We start from the raw sequence: 21695 nt of genomic DNA on the forward strand, positions 1-21695 counted from the left end.
TTCCCCGCGAGAGGTGGGCTGGACCGCACCAACGCGACGGCACGATCCTCTTCTCGGTTCGCAGGGTATCAACCTCGCGACGCACTCCCCGACCATGCGAGGCGACCTCCGTCCCGGTGACGGGCCCGCAGCCGGAACAGTCCCACCCCCATCGCGAGCACATCGGCCCTGGATATGCGGGTTTCGTGGCTGTCGTGGTCGGCGCTCAGACGCACCGGCACCTCGACCGGGACGAGGCCTGCGCGCTCCGCGAGGTAGACGAGTTCGGTGGTGAACAGGAACCCGGGCTCGACGAGGTCGGGAACGAGGCCGCGGAGGAGGTCGCCATCGATCAGGACGGTGCCCTGGGGATCGCCGGTGCGCATCCCGAGGACCACCCGCCGCAGCGCCGCGAAACCCCACGTCAGGGTTCCCCGGAGGGCGCCGCGCCGCACCTGCGAGTCGGGGTGGGCCTTGGACCCGATCACGACGTCTGGCAGGCGGCCGTGGCGCTCGGCGAACAGCTCGGCGCCGTCGAGGTCGTCGAACCCGAACGGCAGGTCGTCGGCGGTCAGCAGCACGTGCGCGCCGCGGCTCGCCGCCGCGCCCGTCCGCAACGCGTTGCCCATGCCCTTGTCGCTCCGCAGCACGACGAGCGTCACGGGCCCGGGCGCCCAGTCCGCGGCGAGGCGGGTGCAGATGTCCTCGGTGTCGTCGGTGGAGCCGTTCTCGACGACGACGATCTCGACGTCGTGGCCTGCCAGCCGCTCGGCCACCCGGCGGACGGTCTGCTCGATGACGGCGGCGGAATTGTAGGCGGGCACGACCACCGAGAGCGCCTTCGGCGCACGTGCGCCCTTCTGGTCGTGGGAACAACCGAAAAGGCGCACGGGCGCAGCCTAACTCGTAGGCTCGGAGTCCGTGGCACCCTCCGCGTCCGTGTCCTCGACGTTCACCCGATCGATACGCGGCGTCCCCGAATGGGCGGTGGCACTCGCGGTCGCAGTGGCCGCCGCGGCCATCGCGACGATTCCCCGGATCGTGTACGACCGCTTCTACTACGGCGGCGACATGCTGGAATCGTTCGTGCCGTCCTGGCACCGGATCGGCGGGGAACTGCTCGCGGGGCGGTGGCTCGCCGTCAATCCCGACGCCTGGATCGGCGGCAACTATGCGGGCGAGGCCGCCTACGGTCTCTACAACCCCGTCAACCTCGCCAATTACATGCTGGCCGCGAAGTTCGAGGACCTGTCGGTCGCGTCGTTCGTGATCATGGCCGAGTTCCTCGCGCTGTTCGCGCTCGGGACGTACCTGCTGTGCCGCGAATACGGCGCCCGGCGCGGTCCCGCGGTCCTCGCCGGGCTGACGATTCCGTTCAGCGGTTTCACCCTGTTCTACGAGGCGGCGGGCTGGCCGTCCGGGATGATGGCCGTCGCGTGGGTGACGCTGTTCTGGTGGTCGGCGCTCCGCCTCTCCCGCGGTCGCACGAACCCGCTGATCACGTTCCTGATCGGCGCGCTGACGGTGAGCATGGGCAACCCGTACGCCGCACTCGGCGCCGTGGTGATCCTCCTCGGCCTCGGGATCGGCCTCCTGATCCAGCGGGAGTTCTTCCGGTTGCTCGTGCTCGTGATCACCGGCGCGTGCGCGGGCACCGCCGCGCTGGTGACGTACCTGCCGCTGTTCCTCAGCGTCGACGTCACCACCCGCGCAGGCAGCACCGGCATCTTCAACGACACGTTCCTGCAGCCGCAGATCGGCGGCCCCGCGGGAATGAGCAGCCCGTCGTATCTCCCCGTGATCATGACGTTCGGCGGTCCCGTCGAGGTGATCCCGTCGCTGTACCTCGCGTGGTTCGTGCTGCCGCTGCTGCCGTGGCTGCCGTGGGGCCGGATCCGCGCACTGTTCGCGTCCGCGGGGTTCCGCCGGGCGCACGGGCGACCGCTCGTCAGCCTGGCGATCATCACGGTCGTCTACTTCCTCTTCACGTTCGGACCGTCGAACGTCGGGATGTTCCGCTGGCCGATCCGCCTGGTCGAATACCTGTACCTGTGCGTGGTGATCGGCCTGTCGCTCGCGTTGTCGCTGGGACCGTCCCGCGACCGGGTGCGCCGGCGGGCGACGGCGTCGGCGGTGCTGATCGCGCTGGGCTTCTACCTGGCGTTCGCGTCCTCCCCGGCCCTGACCGGCAGGCACGCGCTGTTCACGCTGCTCGTCGCGGCGCTGTGCGCGGTCGCGTACTTCGCCTGGCGCACCCTGGGCCCGACCGGTCTCGTCGCCGCCCTCGTCCTGGGGACGGTGGCGGTGACCGCCGCGCAGGTCTGGTCCCTCACCCACGACGTCGACCGCGACAGCCGCGTCGACCCGTCCAGCACGTCGCTGCTGTCCGCGCAGACCGACCGCTACCAGGGCACCGTCCTGCAACTCGCCGACCTCGGCGACACCTCCCCCGACGACGTCACCGCGGGCCGGATCCTGTTCGGCAACGAGATCATGGCGTCGTCCGCGGAGGGCAGCATCAACGCGTACACCGGCATCGGGTTCACCGAATTCCAGGAGGCCCTGTGCATGGACTACCGGGGCGCCGTCTGCCCCGGTGTGTACGGGGCGCTGTGGCAGCCGGTGAACGCGGACATTCCGTTACCGCTGATCGACTACCTGCGGGTGTCGACGCTGGTGGTGGAGCACCACCTGGTGCCCGAGGTGGAGACGGCACCGCCCCCACCCGGCTGGCACGTCACCGAACGCAGCGACGCCCGGACGGTGCTGCAACGCGACCGGCCGCTGCCCCTGCCCGGGCGGGTGTCGTTCGCGTCCGACGGGATCCGGGTGGTCTCGTCCGACACCGAAGCGGCGACGGAGACCGTGCGGGTGACGGGCAGCGGCGGCACCGTCTCGTTCGCCCGCCTCGCGTGGCCCGGCTACTCGGCCACCGTGGACGGCGTGCCGGTGGACGCGACCGCGGGCTGGCACGGTCTGCTCGAAGTGTCGGTGCCGCCGGGTGACCACGAACTGGTGGTGACGTTCCGGCCGCCGCGGCAGAACCTGTCCGTCGCGGCGTTCGGCGCGGCGACGGTCGTGGTGCTGATCCTGTCCGTCGTCGACCCGGTAGTGCGCCGCCGGAAGGTCAGCGGGGCGACCAGCCGGACGACGTGAACGCCGACGCGTCGGTGGAGCCGGATCCCGCGGCCGCCGCGGACGACAACGCGTCGGCGATCAACTGGTGGCCGATCTGGTTTGGGTGGTCGCCGTCGTCGGCCAGCAGTCCGGTGGGGTCGCCGTCGCCCCACGTCCCCTTGAACGTGCTGAACAGGTCGACGTACGTGGCGCCCTCCGAGCCCGCGACCTCCGAGATGACGTCGTTGGCGCGCAACGTCAGCACGGCGCTGTCCCGCAGGAACTGCGGGCCGTACAACTCGCGGGCCACGTCGCCGTCGGGGAAGACGTCCCAGTAGCCGGTGACCAGCACCGCGGTCGGCTGCCCGGCCCGCAGTTCGGTAATGCGGTCGAGCACGGACGTCAGCGTGGTCTGCAACTCCGGCAGCACCGGCGCGAAGCAGCCGAGCCCGTCGTCGCCGCCGCAGTCGCCGTCCAGGTAGTCGTCGAGTTCGGTGTAGAAGTCGTTGGCGCCGATCGTGACGGTGACGAGATCGGCGGCACTCACGGCGTCGGCGTCGTATGCGCCGGGTTCGAGGGAATCGAGCAGGTCGGTGCTGGTCCAGCCCCCGACACCGAGGTTGGCGACCTGGACGGGCAGGGCCGCGTCGCCGGACAGCTGATCGCCGAACAGTTCCACGAACGGCGTGCATCCGGGGCATCCGTCACCGGCCGGGATCGAATCGCCCAGACCCACGAGCGTCGCGACCGTGGGCGGCGACTCGGGCTGCGGCTGCGCGACCGGCGGTGCCGTCGACGTGGCGCAGCCGGCGAGGAGCGGAATCAGAACCGCTACGGGAACACCGGGAATCCAGCGTCGCACGGGGCCTCCCCATCACGTCCTGCGCCTCGGAGGGAGCGCTCGTCACCGGTCCGCACGAATTCTACCGACGCTCGGTGCCGGACGCCGTTCCCCGCGGGACGGTCCGGACGTGCGCCCGCTCGCCCTGGGGACCGAACAGACTGAGGATCTCCACCGGCTGGGGTCCGGGATTGCCGAACCAGTGCGGCACGTGGGTGTCGAATTCCGCGACCTCCCCCGGCGTCAGGATCACGTCGTGTTCGCCGAGCAGCAGTCGCAGCCGGCCGGACAGGACGTACAGCCATTCGTAGCCCTCGTGGACCTGCAGGTTCGGTACCGCGGTGGGGTCGCCCGGCGGGATCACGTGCTTGAACGCCTGGATCCCGCCGGGCCTGCGGGTGAGCGGGATGATCGTCGTGCCGTTGCGGTCGAGGGGCCGCAGGTGGACGCGAGGGTCGCCGGTGGCGGGGGCGTCGACCAGTTCGTCCAGGGGTAGCTGGTGGGCGCGGGCCAGCAGGAGCATCAGTTCGAGGGTGGGTTTGCGCTGACCGGCCTCCAGCCGCGACAGCGTGCTCACCGAGATCCCGGTGGACTCGGAGAGCTGGGCGAGGGTCGCGCCGCGCTGCTGCCGCAGTGCCTTGAGCCGCGGTCCCACGGCGTCGAGGACGCCGTCCAGATCGGGTAGGTCGTCATTCACACCACCCACTTTGCCACACCGGCAAACATTCTTGCCAGGATCGCGATCTGCCCGGACAGTGGACGTCACGAGGTCGACGAACGAAGGAGAACGCGATGGAAGACAGTTACGACGTGGTGGTCATCGGCGGCGGCGCGGCCGGACTCGGCGGGGCACTAACGCTGTCGCGGGCCCGCCGATCCGTGCTCGTGATCGACGCGGGCGAACCCCGCAACGCACCGGCCGGGCACATTCACAACTATCTGGGCCGAGAGGGCACCCCTCCCGCCGAACTTCTGGCTATCGGACGCGAGGAGGTCGCCGGCTACGGCGGGGAGATCGTGACCGGCACCGTCACGTCCGCCGAGAAGGTCGGGGACGGGGAGTTCCGGGTGACGCTCGCCGACGGCCGGACCGTCGGGTCGCGGCGGCTGCTCGTGACCACCGGCCTCGTCGACGTCCTCCCCGACATCCCCGGGGTGGCCGAACGGTGGGGACGCGACGTGCTGCACTGCCCGTACTGCCACGGGTGGGAGGTCCGGGACCAGCCGGTGGGCGTTCTGGCCGGCAGTCCGCTGGCCGTGCACCAGGCGCTGATGTGGAGCCAGTGGACCGATCGGGTGACGTTGTTCCTGAACGACGCGACCGAACCCACCGGCGAGGAGTACGAGCAGCTCGCCGCCCGCGGGGTCGCCGTGATCGACGGCGCGGTGGCCGGACTCGAGGTGCGCGGCGACCGGCTGACCGGTGTCCGGCTGGGTACGGGCCGGGTCTTCCCGCTCACCGCCGTGGTGGTCCCGCCGCTGTTCCGGGCCCGCGCCGACTTCCTCACGACCCTCGGCCTCGGCACCACCGAGATGGAGATGGCCGGGCACGTGATCGGCACCGCGGTCGCCGCCGACGCGACCGGCGCCACCACGGTTCCGGGCGTGTGGGTGGCCGGCAATGTCGCGGACCCGAAGGCACAGGTGATCGTCGCCGCCGGAGCCGGACTGACCGCCGCCGCCACCCTCAATGCCGACCTCATCGCCGAAGACACCCGGCTGGCGGTCGAAGGGGCGCTCAGCCGGTAGCGGACACGGTCGCCTCGTGGACCACGCGGTGCGCGGGCAGGATCGACTCGCGCTCCGCGTCGGCGTCCCCCTCGCCGCCGACCAGCCCGACGTACTGCGCGAGCTGGGCGGCGAGGGGTTCGTCGCTGTAGCGGATGGTGGGGATCTCGATCACGGTCTGCTGCTTGTACCCGTCGGCGGGCAGGTCGTCGTCGATGTGCCGGTAGATGGTGATGTCGCGGCGCAGCAGGTCGATCTCGATCAGCCGGTCCGGCTCCAGCAGCGACAGTTGCCGGACCTTCCGCTGGCTCACCCGGCTGGCCGAGATGGTGGCCACCGCACCGGATTCGAACCGCAGCACGGCCTCCGCGCAGTCCTCGGCCTCGTTGCGCCGCGAACTGTCGTGGAAGTAACCGAATTCGGCCTTCACCCCGACCGGCGGCGATCCGACGAATCCGATCGCCAGGTCGACGTCGTGGATCAGCAGGTCCGTCGCGACGCCGGTGGGGATGCGGGAGACGAACGGCGAGTGCCGGATTCCGTTGACCTGCCACACGTCACCGGCGAATTCGCGGGCCGTCCGGACCGCCGGGTTGAATCGCTCGAGCAGACCGCACATCAGCGGGACACCCGTCGCGGCGGCGCGTTTCACCAGATCGGTGCTCTCCTCGTACGTTGCGGCGAGCGGCTTTTCGACGAGCAGCGGCTTTCCCAGGTCCAGCACACGGCCGGCCACCTCGTAGTGCGCGGGGGTCGCCGCCGCGACGACGACGGCGTCGATGCCGTCCAGGTCGTCGAAATCCGCGGCCCACTCCGCACCGAACCGGGCGGCGACGTCCCGTCCGTGTTCCTCACGCGGTTCGACGAGCAGCGCCAGGTCGCACAGCGGCGACTGCGCGAGGACGCGGGCGTGCAGCGACCCCATCTTCCCGGCTCCGACGAGCGCGATCCGCGGTCGCGTGGACGTCATCACGCCTCCATCGCCTCGCGCACCGCCGCGACGATCCGGTCGACGTCGTCGGTGGAGAGCGCGGCGTGAACGGGGATGCTGAGGCACCTGCGGGCCACCGACGTCGCGATCGGTGTCGGCGAGGCGATCACCCGGGGATGGTCGCGGTAACAGTCGTAGTCGTAGACGGTCCTCGGGTAGTAGACACCGCTGCCCACTCCCCGATCGCCCAGACGCCGCGCGAGGGTGTCGCGGTCGATCGCCGCATCCGGCGCGAGGACGACGGTGAACTGGTGCCACACGTGCCCGCGGCCCGCGAGTTCCGAGGGCAGCACGAGACCTTCGACGTCCTTCAGCCCGGTCCGCAGCGCCTCCGCGTTGCGGCGGCGTGATTCCACCTGCTGCAGATACGAACCCAGTTGCGGCAAACCGACACTGGCCTGCAGGTCCGTCATCCGGAAGTTCTGGCCCGCCATCTCGTACTCGTAGCGCCTGCGCATGCCCTGATTCCGCAGCACCCGCAACCGGTCGGCCACCGCGTCGTCGTCCGTCGTGACCATGCCGCCCTCGGCGGTGGTGAGATTCTTGGTGGCGTAGAACGAGAAGCAGCCGAGCCCGAAACTGCCCGCGCCCCTGCCGTCGAATGTCGCGCCGTGCGCCTGCGCCGCATCCTCGACCACCGCCAGTCCCCGCGACCCGGCCAGCGGCATCAGCGCACCCATGTCCGCGGTCTGCCCGTACAGGTGCACCGGCATCAGCACCCGGGTGCGGTCGTTCACGCAGTGCTCCGCTACGTCGGGGTCGATCGCGAAGTCGGCCTCCCCGATGTCGGCGAACCGTGCCGTCGCGCCGGCGTCGAGGATCGCGTTGAGCGTGGCCACGAACGTGAACGGGGTGGTGAGCACCTCGTCCCCGGGCTGCAGGTCCAGCACCCGCAGGGCCGCGATCAGCGCGGTGGTGCCGCTGTTGACGGCCACCGCGTGCCGGGTGCCGACGAGTTCGGCGAACCCCTCCTCGAACCTCGCGACCTTCGGTCCCTGCGCGACCATCCCGGATCGCAGGGTGTCGAGAACCTCGCGCTCGACATCCTCTCCGAAGGAAATACTCGAGATCGCGATCACGGTTCCTCCGATAGATTGACGTGCAGTTCACACCGTCTTCACAGATTGCACCCACTTGAAGGTTCCCACGGTCTGCACGGCTCCTGGAAGGAATCCGAAACTTTCATGACCATCGGTGAAAACTGCGAGATCCACCCGACCGTCGTGATAGGCGACGGCGTCACCGTCGGAGACCGGGTCAGCATCGGACCGTATGCCGTCCTCACCGGCCCCCTCGACATCGGCGACGACTGCTGGATCGGCGCCCACGCGACGCTCGGGGCGCCGCCGGAGTGGATCGGGAAGACGCATCCCCGCACGTGGACGGAGGTCAGCCCGCACCGGGGTGTGGTGATCGGCGCGGGCACCGTGATCCGGGAGATGAGCGCCGTCCAACAGGGCGCCGAGCGCCCGACGACCATCGGGCGCGGCGGATTCGTCATGAACCACACGTCCGTCGAGCACGACGTCCGGATCGGCGAAGACTGCGTCCTCTCACCGTCGAGCACCCTCGGCGGTCACGTGACGCTCGGCGACGGCGTCAATCTCGGCATGAGCGCGGTGGTGCATCAGCGGCGGGTGATCGGGGCCCGCGCGATGGTCGGCATGGGATCGGTCGTCGCCAAGGACATTCCGCCGTTCGCCACGGTGTTCGGCAATCCCGCCGCCCTGCGGGGCGCCAACCGGGTGGGCATGAGCCGGTCCGGGATCGCCGACCGGGACATCGAGGCGGTGGAGACGTTGTTCGCCTCGGGGCGGCTCCAGGCAGACGCGGAACTGCCGCGGTCGCTCGCCGACGCGTTCGCCTGGTGGCGGGAGTTGGCGGTGAAACCGCTCGTTTCCTGATCCCGCGCCCTCCGATTGCTATCGTCGGAATCGAACGCTGCACTGCTGCAGCGCACTGCCGGTGAGGGGGTGGTTCTCGTGGACACCGATCCCGAGATCGTCCCCGACCGCGGCGGCCGCGCCGTCCTGATGAACACGCTGCGGATCCTCGTCACCCTCGCGATCGTCGTCGCCGTCGTGTTCGCCGTGAAATCACAGTGGGCCGAGGTCCGGGACACGATCACCCAGCTGGACTGGTGGGCGCTCGCCGTCTCCGCGGTGTTCGTGTTCCTCGGCATGGGTGCCGCGGTGCGCGCGTGGCAGCACGCGCTCGGCGCGCTCGAACACCCGATTCCCGCGTTCGACGCCGCCCGCTGCTACCTGGTCGGCCAGCTCGGCAAGTACCTACCGGGCAGCGTGTGGGCGTTCGTCCTGCAGACCGAACTCGTCCGCCGGGCCGGGGTGTCGCGTGCCAACGGATTCGTCGCCGTCCTCGTCACCGTGGGGCTGAGCATCACGTCCGCGCTGGTCGTCGGGCTGCTCGCGCTGCCAGCCCTGTTCCACATCAGCACCGTCGCCGCAGTCGCGGTCATCGTCCTCGTCCCCATCGCCCTCGTCTGCTGCTATCCCCCGATCCTCACCCGGCTGGTGAACCTGGCCCTGCGGATCCTGCGGCGCGCCCCGCTGCACCGGCAGTTGACGATGCACAAGATCGGGCGGGCCCTCGGCTGGTGCGCCGTCAGCTGGGTGCTGTACGGCGTGCATCTGTGGTTCCTCGCGTCGAGCACGTCGGGATTCGCGGTGGGCACCCTGGTGCAGTGCATCGGCGCGATCGCCCTCGGCATGTGCGCCGGTGTGCTGGTGGTCGTCGCGCCGTCCGGCATCGGGGTCCGCGAGGCCGTCGTCGTCGCGGCGCTGTCCCCGTTCATGGACAGCGGGGTGGCGCTGGGGCTGGCCCTCGCGTCCCGCCTGGTGTTCACGCTGTGCGAGGTGCTCGCCGGCTTCGTCGCCGCGGTCGCCGGTTCGCGTTCACTGCGCAACGCCCTCGTCCACGAGGATTCCCGGGTGCCGCAGCCGTCGTGAGGAGACCGCGATGACGGACGCCTGGGAGGTCGATCCCGCGTACGAGAACTACATCGGCCGCTGGAGCAGGCTGGTCGCGCCTCAGTTCCTGCAGTGGCTGGCCGCGGACCCGGGCGGCGTCTGGTGCGACGTGGGGTGCGGGACCGGCGCCCTCTCCCACACGGTTCTCCGCACGGCCGATCCGGCCCGGGTGGTCGGGGTCGAGCCTTCGGCGCCGTTCGCGGCGGCGGCCCGGGCCGGCGCGGACGATCCCCGCTTCGAGGTGCGGCCGGGCACCGCCGAAGCGATTCCCGCCGCGGACGGCGAGTTCGACCGCGTGGTGTCCGGGCTGGTCCTCAACTTCGTTCCCCAGCCGGTCGAGGGGCTCGCCGAGATGCGCCGCGTCACCCGGGCCGGTGGGACGGTCGCCGGGTACGTGTGGGACTACGCCGAGGGCATGCAGATGATTCGCGTCTTCTGGGATGCCGCGCGCGAACTCGACGCCGCGGCCGCGACCCTCGACGAGGGGGTCCGCTTCCCTCTCTGCCGGCCGCAGCCGCTCCACGACGCGCTGTCCGCCGCCGGGTTCACGGAGGTGGCCGTGCACCCGCTCGACGTTCCCACCGTGTTCGCCGGCTTCGACGATTTCTGGCGGCCGTTCCTGGGCGGTCAGGGCCCCGCGCCCGGATACTGCATCTCGCTGCCCGCCGGGCGTCGAACCGCGCTGCGCGACCTGCTCGACGCCCGCCTGCCGCGCGACGACGCCGGGCGCATCGCACTGACGGCGCGGGTGTGGGCGTTCCGCGGAACCGTCAGCCGATGACGGATTCCGTAGCCGCGTACGCCTTCTCCGCGGATTCCTTCTGCGCCCGCCACCACGACTCGTTGTCGCGGTACCACCGCACGGTGGCCTCCAGCCCGCTGCGGAAATCCTCGTACTGCGGCGTCCAGCCCAGTTCGGTGCGCAAGCGCGTCGAGTCGATCGCGTAACGCAGGTCGTGGCCCGGGCGGTCGGTGACGAAGTCGAGGTCGTTCGTGTCGCGGCCGAACAGCTCGAGCAGCGTCCCGACGACGGTCCGGTTGTCGACCTCGCCGTCCGCGCCGATCAGGTACGTCTGGCCGAGACTGCCCTTCTCCAGGATGGTCCAGACGGCCGCGTTGTGGTCGTCGACGTGGATCCAGTCGCGCACGTTCTTCCCGCTGCCGTACAAACGGGGGCGCACCCCGTCGATCAGGTTGGTGATCTGGCGCGGAATGAACTTCTCGACGTGCTGGAACGGGCCGTAGTTGTTGGAACAATTCGACAGGGTGGCCCGCACCCCGAACGACCGCGCCCACGCCCGCACCAGCAGGTCACTCGACGCCTTGGTGGCCGAATACGGGCTCGACGGGTTGTACGGCGTCGACTCCGTGAAGCGCTCGGGGTCGTCCAGCTCGAGGTCGCCGTACACCTCGTCGGTGGAGATGTGGTGATACCGGACGTCGTGGGCGCGGACGGCCTGCAACAGCGAGAACGTGCCGATCACGTTCGTCTGCACGAACGGCGTCGGATCGGCCAGCGAATTGTCGTTGTGCGATTCCGCGGCGAAGTGGACCACCGCGTCCGACTCCGCGACCAGGCGATCCACCAGCGCGAAATCCGCCACATCGCCGTGCACGAACTCGATGCGGTCGGCCACCGCGTCGAGCGAGCGCCGGTTGCCGGCGTACGTCAAAGCGTCGAGCACCGTCACCTGCACGTCCGGCCGCTCCGCGACCGTCTGGTGCACGAAATTCGCACCGATGAACCCGGCGCCGCCTGTCACGAGAAGCCTCATGTGCACCCACCCTAGTGGCGAGCCCGAGTTTCTATCCGGCGCGAACACTGGAACACTGCGCACATGCGCGGAATCATCCTGGCAGGCGGCACCGGGTCCCGGTTGCACCCGATCACTCTCGGAGTGAGCAAGCAACTGGTCCCGGTCTACGACAAGCCGATGATCTACTACCCGCTCTCCACCCTGATGCTGGCGAACATCCGCGACATCCTCGTCATCACCACCCCGCACGACGCCGAGCAGTTCCGCCGGCTCCTCGGCGACGGCTCCCAGTTCGGGGTGAACCTCACGTACAAGGTGCAGGAGGAGCCGAACGGCCTGGCCCAGGCGTTCGTCCTGGGCGCCGACCACGTCGGCAACGAGTCCGTGTCCCTCGTGCTCGGTGACAACATCTTCTACGGCCCCGGCCTCGGTTCCCGGCTGAACCGCTTCGAGAACATCGACGGCGGCGCCGTGTTCGCCTACTGGGTGTCCGATCCCAGCGCGTACGGTGTGGTCGAATTCGACGACACCGGCCGGGCCATGTCGATCGAGGAGAAGCCCGCCACCCCGAAGTCGAACTTCTCGATCCCCGGGCTGTATTTCTACGACAACGACGTCGTCTCCATCGCGCGCAATCTGAAGCCGTCGGATCGCGGCGAATACGAGATCACCGACGTCAACCAGGCCTACCTGCAGGCCGGACGGCTGCAGGTCGAGGTGCTGCCCCGCGGAACCGCGTGGCTCGACACCGGCACCGTCGACTCGCTGCTCGAGGCGGCGAACTTCGTGCGCACGCTCGAACACCGGCAGGGGCTGAAGATCGGCGTCCCGGAAGAGGTCGCGTGGCGCCGCGGGTTCATCACCGACGCCGAACTGTGTTCGCGTGCGGAGGCTCTCGGCAAATCGGGGTACGGCGACTACCTCCTCGAACTTCTCGAACGCGGCAAGGACTGGTGACGTGGAGTATCGGGAACTGAAGGTCCCCGGCGCCTGGGAGATCACCCCACGGCAGTTCGGCGACGACCGCGGCGTGTTCCTCGAATGGTTCAAGGGCTCGGAGTTCGAGGCCGCCGTCGGGCATCCTCTCGAACTCGCTCAGGCGAACTGCTCGGTGTCCGCCGCCGGTGTCCTGCGCGGCATCCACTACACCGACAATCCGCCCGGGCAGGCCAAATACGTCACCTGCGTCACGGGCGCGTTCCTCGACGTCATCGTCGACCTCCGGGTGGGGTCGCCGATGTTCGGGCAGTGGGATTCGGTGCTCATCGACGACGTCGACCGCCGCGCCGTCTACCTTCCGGCCGGTGTCGGCCACGCGATCCTGTCCCTCGAGGACGCGTCGACCGTGATGTACCTGTGCTCGATCGAGTACACCCCGGCCCTCGACCACGACCTGCACCCGCTCGACCCCGACCTGGGCGTCGACTGGCCCACGGTGGGACGGGACGGCAGCCCGCTGACGTTCCAGCTGTCCGAGAAGGATTCGGCGGCGCCGTCGCTGCAGCAGGCGCTGGACGCCGGGCTTCTTCCCCCCATGTGAGTGTTTTCGTGTGCCCGGGTACACGAAAACACTCACATGGGCGGTGACTAGGACAAGCGCGAACCGCAGTTCCGGGACCGACGCCAGGGAGTATCTTTCGGACATGTCGAAGCCACCTCTGACAGCGAAGGCCGCCGAGATGTTCGCCCGGCCGAATTACGCCACCATCGCCTGCGTCCGACCCGACGGGCAGCCCGTGTCCGTGGCCACCTGGTATCTGTACGAGGGCGGCCGGGTGCTGGTCAACATGGACGCCGAGCGCAAGCGCCTCGACTACCTGCGCAGCGATCCCCGGGTCAGCCTCACCGCGATGGATCCCGGCGACTGGATCACCCATGTCAGCGTCCAGGGCCGGGTGACGGAGTTCGTCGACGACGAAGACCTCGCCGACATCGACCGCCTCGCGACGCATTACAGCGGCAACCCGTACCCCGTCCGCGACCGGAAACGGGTCAGCGCCTGGATCGAGATCGACACCTGGCACGGCTGGGGGTCGCTGAAACAGTCCTGACGGAATCCGCGCCGACGACACCCGGGCATGACGACGCCCCGCGCCGCAACGGTCCTCGCCGTGGCCACGGCGGTGATCGGCAGCCTGCTGCTGAGCGCACCGACGGTCCGCGAATCCGGGCTGCCTGCGGCGACGATCGCCCAGCCCGCGCCGCCTGCGCCGCCACCGCCCGTCGTCCTGACCCCGGAGGAGGTCGAGGCCAGGGTGATCCCGGCGATCGTCACCCTCGTCGCCGATTCGGGGCTCGTCGAAACCGCGGGTACGGGGATCGTGCTCACGCCCGACGGCATCGTGCTCACCAATCATCACGTGATCGACGGTGCACTCGACATCAGCGCGGTGAGCCTCGGTAACGGTGCGGCGTACGTCGCGGACGTGCTCGGTTACGACAGTTCGCGTGACATCGCGGTCCTCCGGCTCCAGGGTGCGGGCGACCTGCCCGCCGCGACCCTCGCGAAGAACACCGCCGTCGGCATCGGTGACCCGGTGACCGCGGTCGGCAACGCCGAAGGGGGCGGAGTCCCGGTGGCGGCACGGGGTTTCGTGACCGACCTCGGGCAGGCGATCACCGCCCGCAGTTCCACCGACGGTTCCCGGAACCGGCTGAACGGGTTGATCCAGATCGACGCGGCGGTGCGGCCCGGCGACTCCGGCGGTCCGCTCGTCGACGCCACCGCCGCCGTCATCGGCGTGAACACCGCGGGCAACGCCGACTCCGATCCCACCAAACCCGCTCCGGCCCAGCCGAGGTCGTATGCGGTGCCGATCGACACCGCGATGACGATCGTCGATCAGGTACGAGCCGGGACGGCGTCCGCCACCGTGCACATCGGCGACACTCCCCTCCTCGGGATCAGCGTCACCGACAACGCCCGCGGCGCCGAGGTCCTCTGGGTCAGCATCGGCACCCCCGCCGACGACGCGGGCATCGAGATCGGGGATGTCGTCACCGAATTCGACGGAATTCCCATCCGCTCCTCGGACGACCTCAGCGGACTCATGATCGCGCGGCACCCCGGCGACGCGGTCGAGGTGCGCTGGCTCGACGAGGCCGGGCGTGCGCGGTCGACGACGATCGTGCTGGAGAAGGGCCCGCCGCGGTAGTCAGGCGGTCTTGTCCCGGGCGACACCGTCGTCCGGCCGCACCCGCGTCGCGACGAACCGCGCGATACGCCGAAGCACCACACGGCTTTCCGGCAGACCGGGCCACAACGCCGGAAACGCATGCACCTGACCGTCCCAGATCTGCAGCGTCGTCGGCACACCCGCAACGCTCAGCCGATGCGCCATCAGCTCCGAATCCGACCGCAGCACCTCACCTTCCGCGGCGAACAGCAACGACGGCGGCAGACCCTCGAGCGCGCCGTTCACGGGCGACAGCGCGGGGTCGAGTACACCGTCCACCTCGCCGCCCAGTTTGCCGATGGTGACGAGCGCCTCGACGGGGGCGAACACGTCGCGGGCGGCGTTGGCGTGCAACAGTTTGTCGGCGCAGTCCAGGTCCAGCAGCGGCGACAGCCCGACCAGTCCGGCGGGGAGATCGACGCCCTCCTCGCGGGCCTTCAACGCCGTCGCGAACACGAGGAACCCACCCGCCGAATCACCGGCGAACACCGTCCCGCCCGCGCGGGCTCCGTTCTCGAGCAACCACTTGTACGCCGTCAGACAGTCGTCGACGGAACCGCTGATGTTCGTGTCGGGCAGTTGCCGGTAGCCGACATGCATCACCGGCAGTCCGGTCAGCTTCGCGATCGTCGCGACCACCGGACGGTGCGTGTTCAGCCCGCAGCACAGGAACCCGCCGCCGTGGAGATAGAGGACGACACCGTCGCTCAGCTCCGGTGAGACTCCCGGGGCGCGCACGATCTCCGCGTCGAACCCGGGCAGCCGCACCTTCTGCCGGCGGATACCGGAAGCGGGACGGATCCCCGCCGCGAGGTCCAGCAGCGCGGCCCTGCGGATCGCCGACTCGTTGATAGGCGCCATCCGCACCACGGGCCGGAGGAACCATCTGCATGCCTGGTAGAGAACCTGGGATTCGATACTCGGCCCCGCCAGCCTCGCCCCCGAACGGTATTGGACGGTCGGTGTCCCATTCCGCTGCTGCGCAGACGGCTGGCGGTCGTTCGGCACAGATTTCATGCCTGCTCCCCTGGTCGCCGATACCCGTCGCCGTTGACGGATACGTAAGTTCAACCTTGGAGTACCCGCCACGCTCGTGTGTCGCTGATGGCGGCTTCGGCCCCAAGTCGTTATGCCCGGTGCCCGAATCGTTACCGGCGGGTCGGATCAGCCGAAATCGAGGTCGTCCAGCTCCTCCACCACGGTGACCTTGCGTTTGCGGCCACCCCGCATCCGGCCGAGGCCACGACGTCCGCCGGTGTCCGCGTTGCCGGAGGGCAGGATCCGCTGCGGCGCCACCCGGGGGCGGGCCGCCTGTGCGGGCGGCGGCGCCACCCGCGGTTCCACGGGGTCGGACACGACGAGGGGCGCCCGGGGCGGCGGGGCCGCGACCACGGGCCGTGGTGCCGCGGCCACAGTGTGCGGTGCCGCGGCCACGACAGGCGGTGCGGGGACGGCGGCAGGCGGGGCGATCGGCACGGAGGCTCGGTCGCGGCGGGGCAGGCCGGTGTCCCGCAGGTCCACGTCGTCGAGCCCGGTCACCCACCACAGCCGGTGGTCGAGACCGCGGTCCTGCAGCTCGGCCCGGATCTCGTCGTGCCACACCCCGGGCTCGCCGCTTCCGAACCCCCGGGAGTTCGCGCTGACCCACACCACGTCCTCGGACGGCCGGCGGTCCGCGATGTCCAGGACCGTCAGCCAGTTCACGGTGGCCGTGTAGCCGCGCCGCTTCCGGTCCACGTACGGGCGGCGACGCTGCAGTTCACGGGCGGCGATCTCGAGGTGCGAGGTGTATGCGGGTTCGATCACGTCGCAGCCCATCGCCTCCAGTTGCCGGGCCAGCGAGTCGACGTAGCCGTCGGCCTTGGCCCGCGCCGCGTCCACGAACACCGACAGGTCGTCGCGGAGCCCGAGCCGGTCGTACATCCGCGCCTGGACGGTGAGGGCCTCGATCATCGCGACCGACTCCCGCTGGTACCGGTGGGCGACCTCGACGAGGACGAGGCGGGGGACGAGCACTCGGCCGCCCCGGTCGAGGGCGTCGCGGACGAACGTCTCGAAGCGCGCGTCTCGCGTGACGGCCGAAGTGTCGAGAACAATCAGCATTGATCGATTCTCACCGAACGCGTCGTCAGCGCCAGGGAAGTTGCTGAGTCGTTACCGAAACACCCGACCAGTCGGTATCGCAGCACCCGCCGGGGCGTTGCCGCCCGGTTGCCGGGCGGGCCGTCTCAGTGGATCTTGAAGATCACCGCGCGCTGCACGACGAAGTTGATGACCGTCGCCGTGCCCTGCGCGATGACGAACGCGAGCGGCAGACGCCACCATTCGTCGGGGAATGCGTGGTACATCACCCAGTTGAGGCCCACCTGCACCGCGAACGTGACGGCGTACAGGATCACGACGGCGACGAAGCGGGCGCGGCTCGGTTCGGCCTTGAACGTCCATCGGCGGTTGATCAGGTACGCGGTGGTGGTGCCCGCGATGAAGCTGATCGACTTCGCCACGTTGACGGGCAGCCCGACCACCTCGAACAGCAGGAAGTACAGGCCGAAGTCGACGACCGCCGACAGTCCACCGGTCAGGACGAAACGGACGATCTGCGTCTTCAGGTCCAGTGCGTCGTCGGCGATGTTCTCGGTGACGGGGATCTCGACGGGGAGCGGAACATGAGGTTCGTGCTCGTGACTCGGCTGGGTTTCTGACACGACGACGAGGCTAGCGCCCCGTGAGTACTTCTTAACCGCCCGCGGTTAAGAAGTACTCACAGGCGGTAGCCTCTATGCCGATGTCCACGACAGCAGAAGAGACGCCCACCCAGGCGCTCCCCACACAGACCCGCACCCTCACCGGCTGGGGACGCACCGCGCCCACCACCGCGCAGGTGCTGTCCACTCCCGACGTGGAGGTGATCGCGCAAGCGGTCGCCCAGGTCGCGGAGCAGAACGAGTCGAAGCCGGCTCACCTGCAGCGTGGGGTGATCGCCCGTGGCCTCGGCCGCTCGTACGGCGACCCGGCGCAGAACGCCGGTGGCCTGGTCATCGACATGAATGCGCTGAACCGGATCCATCGCATCGACCGCGACACCCACCTGGTGGAGGTCGACGCCGGTGTGAACCTGGATCAGCTGATGAAGGCGGCGCTGCCGTTCGGCCTGTGGGTTCCGGTGCTGCCGGGCACCCGCCAGGTCACCGTCGGCGGGGCCATCGGCTCCGACATCCACGGCAAGAACCATCACAGCGCCGGCAGCTTCGGCAACCATGTGGTGTCGCTGGACCTGCTCACCGCCGACGGCAAGGTGCGGACGCTGACGCCGAAGGGCGGCCGCAACGACCCCAAGGGCGCGCTGTTCTGGGCGACGATCGGCGGCATGGGATTGACGGGCATCATCCTCAAGGCGACCATCAAGATGACGCCGACCGAAACGGCGTATTTCATCGCCGACGGCGACGTCACCCAGACGCTCGACGAGACGATCGCGCTGCACAGCGACGGCAGCGAGGCCAACTACGAGTACTCGAGCGCGTGGTTCGACGCCATCGCCGCGCCGCCGAAGCTGGGCCGGGCCGCGATCTCCCGGGGCTCGCTGGCGAAACTCGACCAGTTGCCGGCGAAGCTGCAGAAGAACCCGTTGGCGTTCGACGCGCCGCAGTTGCTGACGTTCCCGGACGTGTTCCCGAACGGCCTCGCCAACAAGTTCAATTTCTCGATGATCGGCGAGCTGTGGTTCCGGAAGTCCGGCACTTACCGCGACAAGGTTCAGAACTTGACGCAGTTCTACCACCCGCTCGACATGTTCGGTGAGTGGAACCGCGCCTACGGGTCGAACGGATTCCTGCAGTACCAGTTCGTGGTGCCGACCACCGCGGTCGAGGAGTTCAAGGCCATCATCCGCGACATCCAGACGTCGGGGCACTACTCGTTCCTCAACGTGTTCAAGCTGTTCGGCGAGGGCAACCAGGCGCCGCTGAGCTTCCCGATCCCGGGCTGGAACATCTGCGTCGACTTCCGCATCAAGCCCGGCCTGAACGAGTTCGTCACCGAACTCGACAAGCGGGTCCTGAAGTTCGGCGGCCGTCTCTACACGGCCAAGGACTCGCGGACCACCGCCGAGACGTTCCACGCCATGTACCCGCGGATCGACGAGTGGATCGCCACCCGCCGCAAGTACGACCCCACCAATGTCTTCGCCTCCGATATGTCCAGAAGGTTGGAACTGTAGTGATCAACGCTGTCGGGAACCCCCAGACCCTGCTGCTGCTCGGTGGCACCTCCGAGATCGGTCTCGCGATCTGCGAGGAGTACCTGAAGAAGGCGCCGATGCGGGTGATCCTCGCCGCACTGCCGGGCGACCCCGGGCGCGACGGCGCGGTGGCCCAGCTGAAGGCGGCAGGCGCCAACGCCGTCGACGTCATCGACTTCGACGCCGTCGACACCGAGAGCCACCCGAAAGTCGTCGACGACGCCTGGGCGAAGGGCGACGTCGACGTCGCCATCGTCGCGTTCGGCCTGCTCGGCGACGCCGAGGAACTGTGGCAGAACCAGCGCAAGGCCGTCCAGATCGCCGAGGTCAACTACACCGCGGCCGTGTCCGTCGGCGTCCTCGTCGGCGAGAAGATGAAGGCACAGGGCTTCGGCCAGATCATCGCCATGTCGTCCGCCGCCGGCGAGCGCGTGCGCCGCTCCAACTTCGTCTACGGCTCCACCAAGGCCGGACTCGACGGCTTCTACCTCGGACTCGGTGAGGCCCTGCGCGAGTTCGGTCCGCGCGTCCTCGTCATCCGCCCCGGCCAGGTCCGCACCCGCATGTCCGCGGACGTGAAGGAAGCCCCGCTGACCGTGAACAAGGAAGACGTGGCCAAGCTCGCCGTCACGTCGGCGGAGAAGGGCAAGGATCTCGTCTGGGCGCCCGGCGCGTTCCGGTACGTGATGATGATCCTGCGGCACATCCCGCGACCGATCTTCAAGAAGCTGCCCATCTAAGCTTCGCCCTCGTGACGGAAGCAGACGTAGCACCGGCCCGACGGTCCCTGTCGACAGCTGTCGAAATGCTGCTGGGGGCCGTCGTGGCCGCGGTGGTGGCGGCGGTCGGACTGTTCGCGTTCGGGCGGGTGCAGTGGCCGGCGTTCAACTCGTCCAACGTGACCCAGGCCGTCACGACGGTCGGCCAGGTCGTGGCCATCGCGGGGATCGCGGTGTCGGTGCTGCTGGTCCGGCTGCACCGGGCCACGCGGTTCGCCCGGCTGCTGTCGTGGGCGAGCCTGTCCGGGTTCGTCACCGTCACGCTCGGTCTGCCGCTCGCCGCGACCAAGCTGTACCTGCACGGCGTTTCCGTCGACCAGGAGTTCCGCACCGAATACCTCACGCGGCTGACCGACTCGGCCGCGCTGCGCGACATGACGTACGCGGACCTGCCGCCGTACTACCCGGCCGGCTGGTTCTGGGCCGGTGGACGCGTCGCCAACCTCCTCGGCATGGACGGCTGGGAGGCGTTCAAGCCGTACGCCATCGGGTCCCTCGCCGTCGCCGCCGTCGTGGCACTGGTGTTGTGGAGCAACCTGATCCGCCACGACCTCGCCATCGTCGTGTCCCTCGCGACGACGGCCCTCGTCCTGGCCTACGGTTCGCCCGAGCCGTACGGCGCCGTCATCACGCTGCTGATCGGTCCCGCGCTCGTCCTCGCCTGGGGCGGCCTGAATCGCGTCGACGGCCGTGGCGGCTGGGGTGCCGTGATCGGCACCGGCCTGTTTCTCGGTCTCGCCGCCACGTTTTACACGCTGTATCTCGGACTCGCCGCCTTCGCGATCACCCTGCTGGCACTGTTGGCCGCGGCGCTGCGGGTGCGCGACCGGAAGTCCTGGCGGGCGGCGATCGACCCGCTGGTCCGGCTGATCGTGATCGCCGCCGTGTCCGGGCTCCTCGCCCTGACCGTGTGGCTGCCGTATCTACTGGAGGTCGTGAGCGGTTCGCCCGCCGCGTCGGGAACCGCGATGCACTACCTGCCCGAGGCAGGCGCACAACTGCCGCTGCCGATGATCCACTTCTCCCTCACCGGGGCGCTGTGCCTGCTCGGCACCATCTGGCTCGTCGCCCGCGCGTCGACGTCGCGGCGCGCGCAGGCACTCGGCGTCGGCGTGGTGGCCATCTACCTGTGGTCGCTGCTGTCGATGGCGTTCACAGTGCTCGGCAGCACCCTCCTCTCGTTCCGGCTCGAGCCCGTGCTCATCGTCCTGCTCGGCGCGGCAGGCGTCTTCGGATTCGTCGAATTCGCCGGGTGGCTCGTGCTCGCAACCAGCGAGAACCCGCGGGTCAAGGGGGCGGTCCTGGTGATCGGCGTGCTGGGTGCGCTGTCGTTCGTCCAGAACATCCCGAAGTTCCTCGACTCCGACATCGCCGTCGCCTACACCGACACCGACGGCAACGGCGAACGCGCCGACCAGCGTCCACCCGGTGCGGCCGCCCACTACGGAGCAGTCGACGAACTGATCCGGGCGCAGGTTCCCCGCGACCGCGACGACACGGTGGTCCTCACCGCCGACACCAGCTTCCTCAGCTTCTACCCCTACCTCGGGTTCCAGGCGCTGACGTCGCATTACTCGAATCCTTTGGCGGACTTCGCCGGACGCGCGCGGACCATCGCGGAGTGGAGCGAGCTCGAGACGCCCGACCAACTGGTGGCCGCACTCGCCGCGGCGCCGTGGCGGGCGCCCGACGCGTTCGTGTTCCGGCAGGGCCCCGACGGGTACACGCTGCGGCTCGCCGAGGACGTGTATCCCAACGACCCCAACGTGCGCCGCTACACCGTCACGTTCCCGAAGGAACTGTTCGACGACGCGCGCTTCACCGTGTCGGAGACCGGGCCGTTCGTCGTCGTCACAAGAAACTGATCGGTCTGTTCGCGTTTATTTCGCCGCGCCGCGGGAACACCGCAGCCAATCAGGGAAGCGGGTATTTTCCGCGACCCGAGGGGAAATGTCGGGTCTTCGCGAGGAGCGGTCATGCCGGATGCAGTGGAGCCTCGACGCGCCGGGAGCGGTGCCGAAGACTATCTTCTCGGCACCGCTCCCGGTGAGGTGATCGTGCATGCCGGACTAGCCGCGACGATCGGAGCGATCATCGGTG

The 21695-nt window shown here is 69.4% G+C and carries 21 protein-coding genes; 12 read left to right on the plus strand and 9 right to left on the minus strand.

Going from position 1 to position 21695, the window contains the following annotated elements:
• Positions 1 to 68: 68 nt before the first annotated feature.
• Positions 69 to 869: a glycosyltransferase gene (locus ACFTZB_RS06290; RefSeq protein ID WP_378430602.1), complete on the minus strand. Its 801-nt coding sequence runs from the start codon at positions 867 to 869 to the stop codon at positions 69 to 71.
• 49 nt (positions 870 to 918) lie between these two features.
• On the opposite strand from ACFTZB_RS06290, the gene ACFTZB_RS06295 reads away from it, so the two are divergent.
• Positions 919 to 3135: a hypothetical protein gene (locus ACFTZB_RS06295; protein WP_378430621.1), complete on the plus strand. Its 2217-nt coding sequence runs from the start codon at positions 919 to 921 to the stop codon at positions 3133 to 3135.
• Here ACFTZB_RS06295 and ACFTZB_RS06300 read toward each other — a convergent pair.
• Together ACFTZB_RS06300 and ACFTZB_RS06305 are read right to left on the minus strand one after the other, a co-directional pair.
• Entirely contained in the window at positions 3107 to 3958 is an 852-nt protein-coding gene (locus ACFTZB_RS06300) for an SGNH/GDSL hydrolase family protein (RefSeq protein WP_378430603.1), read from the minus strand. The two genes, ACFTZB_RS06295 and ACFTZB_RS06300, sit on opposite strands and share 29 nt — an antisense overlap.
• A 61-nt stretch (positions 3959 to 4019) precedes the next feature.
• A complete protein-coding gene (locus ACFTZB_RS06305) occupies positions 4020 to 4643 on the minus strand; it encodes a helix-turn-helix domain-containing protein (RefSeq protein WP_378430604.1) in 624 nt (207 codons plus the stop codon).
• Between the two features lie 86 nt (positions 4644 to 4729).
• Between ACFTZB_RS06305 and ACFTZB_RS06310 the strand changes: the two genes are divergently transcribed.
• On the plus strand, positions 4730 to 5686 hold the full coding sequence (locus tag ACFTZB_RS06310; RefSeq protein ID WP_378430605.1) for an NAD(P)/FAD-dependent oxidoreductase: 957 nt from the start codon (positions 4730 to 4732) through the stop codon (positions 5684 to 5686).
• On the opposite strand, the gene ACFTZB_RS06315 is transcribed toward ACFTZB_RS06310, so the two are convergent.
• Together ACFTZB_RS06315 and ACFTZB_RS06320 are read right to left on the minus strand one after the other, a co-directional pair.
• Complete coding sequence (locus ACFTZB_RS06315; protein WP_378430606.1) at positions 5676 to 6635, minus strand: Gfo/Idh/MocA family protein; 960 nt, start codon at positions 6633 to 6635, stop codon at positions 5676 to 5678. The genes ACFTZB_RS06310 and ACFTZB_RS06315 overlap by 11 nt on opposite strands.
• Complete coding sequence (locus ACFTZB_RS06320; protein WP_378430607.1) at positions 6635 to 7735, minus strand: DegT/DnrJ/EryC1/StrS family aminotransferase; 1101 nt, start codon at positions 7733 to 7735, stop codon at positions 6635 to 6637. The genes ACFTZB_RS06315 and ACFTZB_RS06320 overlap by 1 nt, the downstream gene beginning before the upstream one ends.
• A gap of 105 nt (positions 7736 to 7840) precedes the next feature.
• Here ACFTZB_RS06320 and ACFTZB_RS06325 point away from each other — a divergent pair, with 105 nt between their 5' ends.
• The 3 genes from ACFTZB_RS06325 (at position 7841) to ACFTZB_RS06335 (ending at position 10424) form a co-directional block, all read left to right on the plus strand.
• The gene (locus ACFTZB_RS06325) at positions 7841 to 8560 is read left to right on the plus strand and encodes a DapH/DapD/GlmU-related protein (protein ID WP_378430608.1); all 720 of its coding nucleotides are present in this window, start codon (positions 7841 to 7843) and stop codon (positions 8558 to 8560) included.
• Between the two features lie 69 nt (positions 8561 to 8629).
• The gene (locus ACFTZB_RS06330; RefSeq protein WP_378430609.1) at positions 8630 to 9622 is read left to right on the plus strand and encodes a YbhN family protein; all 993 of its coding nucleotides are present in this window, start codon (positions 8630 to 8632) and stop codon (positions 9620 to 9622) included.
• A 10-nt stretch (positions 9623 to 9632) separates the two neighbouring features.
• Complete coding sequence (locus ACFTZB_RS06335; RefSeq protein WP_378430610.1) at positions 9633 to 10424, plus strand: class I SAM-dependent methyltransferase; 792 nt, start codon at positions 9633 to 9635, stop codon at positions 10422 to 10424.
• Here the strand turns inward: ACFTZB_RS06335 and rfbB are convergent.
• Positions 10414 to 11418 (minus strand): dTDP-glucose 4,6-dehydratase, encoded by a 1005-nt coding sequence (gene rfbB, locus ACFTZB_RS06340; RefSeq protein WP_378430611.1) that lies wholly within the window; start codon positions 11416 to 11418, stop codon positions 10414 to 10416. The two genes, ACFTZB_RS06335 and rfbB, sit on opposite strands and share 11 nt — an antisense overlap.
• Before the next feature lie 63 nt (positions 11419 to 11481).
• Here rfbB and rfbA point away from each other — a divergent pair, with 63 nt between their 5' ends.
• The 4 genes from rfbA (at position 11482) to ACFTZB_RS06360 (ending at position 14555) form a co-directional block, all read left to right on the plus strand.
• A complete protein-coding gene (rfbA, locus tag ACFTZB_RS06345; protein ID WP_378430612.1) occupies positions 11482 to 12357 on the plus strand; it encodes a glucose-1-phosphate thymidylyltransferase RfbA in 876 nt (291 codons plus the stop codon).
• A gap of 1 nt (position 12358) precedes the next feature.
• Positions 12359 to 12940, plus strand: coding sequence for a dTDP-4-dehydrorhamnose 3,5-epimerase family protein (locus tag ACFTZB_RS06350; RefSeq protein ID WP_378430613.1), 582 nt, complete (start codon positions 12359 to 12361; stop codon positions 12938 to 12940).
• Between the two features lie 103 nt (positions 12941 to 13043).
• Positions 13044 to 13451 carry a TIGR03618 family F420-dependent PPOX class oxidoreductase gene (locus ACFTZB_RS06355; protein WP_378430614.1) on the plus strand — a complete coding sequence of 136 codons (408 nt, stop codon included), beginning with the start codon at positions 13044 to 13046 and terminating at the stop codon, positions 13449 to 13451.
• A 27-nt stretch (positions 13452 to 13478) separates the two neighbouring features.
• Positions 13479 to 14555 (plus strand): S1C family serine protease, encoded by a 1077-nt coding sequence (locus ACFTZB_RS06360; protein ID WP_378430615.1) that lies wholly within the window; start codon positions 13479 to 13481, stop codon positions 14553 to 14555.
• On the opposite strand, the gene ACFTZB_RS06365 is transcribed toward ACFTZB_RS06360, so the two are convergent.
• From ACFTZB_RS06365 to ACFTZB_RS06375, 3 genes are all read right to left on the minus strand, one after another.
• Complete coding sequence (locus ACFTZB_RS06365; RefSeq protein ID WP_378430616.1) at positions 14556 to 15593, minus strand: alpha/beta hydrolase; 1038 nt, start codon at positions 15591 to 15593, stop codon at positions 14556 to 14558.
• 147 nt (positions 15594 to 15740) lie between these two features.
• Positions 15741 to 16679 carry a PIN domain-containing protein gene (locus ACFTZB_RS06370; protein ID WP_378430617.1) on the minus strand — a complete coding sequence of 313 codons (939 nt, stop codon included), beginning with the start codon at positions 16677 to 16679 and terminating at the stop codon, positions 15741 to 15743.
• Between the two features lie 125 nt (positions 16680 to 16804).
• Entirely contained in the window at positions 16805 to 17281 is a 477-nt protein-coding gene (locus ACFTZB_RS06375) for a GtrA family protein (protein WP_072938553.1), read from the minus strand.
• Between the two features lie 80 nt (positions 17282 to 17361).
• Here ACFTZB_RS06375 and ACFTZB_RS06380 point away from each other — a divergent pair, with 80 nt between their 5' ends.
• From ACFTZB_RS06380 to ACFTZB_RS06390, 3 genes are read left to right on the plus strand one after another with little or no spacing between them, the layout of a single operon-like run.
• On the plus strand, positions 17362 to 18795 hold the full coding sequence (locus tag ACFTZB_RS06380) for an FAD-binding oxidoreductase (protein WP_087561249.1): 1434 nt from the start codon (positions 17362 to 17364) through the stop codon (positions 18793 to 18795).
• Positions 18795 to 19556 (plus strand): decaprenylphospho-beta-D-erythro-pentofuranosid-2-ulose 2-reductase, encoded by a 762-nt coding sequence (locus ACFTZB_RS06385; RefSeq protein ID WP_206007561.1) that lies wholly within the window; start codon positions 18795 to 18797, stop codon positions 19554 to 19556. Before ACFTZB_RS06380 ends, ACFTZB_RS06385 begins: the two co-directional genes overlap by 1 nt.
• Before the next feature lie 11 nt (positions 19557 to 19567).
• Positions 19568 to 21460, plus strand: a complete 1893-nt coding sequence (locus ACFTZB_RS06390) for a galactan 5-O-arabinofuranosyltransferase (RefSeq protein WP_378430618.1) — start codon at positions 19568 to 19570, stop codon at positions 21458 to 21460.
• Positions 21461 to 21695 lie beyond the last annotated feature (235 nt).

Source organism: Rhodococcus sp. NPDC057014, from assembly GCF_042673295.1.
In the GTDB taxonomy this organism is placed as follows: Bacteria; Actinomycetota; Actinomycetes; order Mycobacteriales; family Mycobacteriaceae; genus Rhodococcus_F.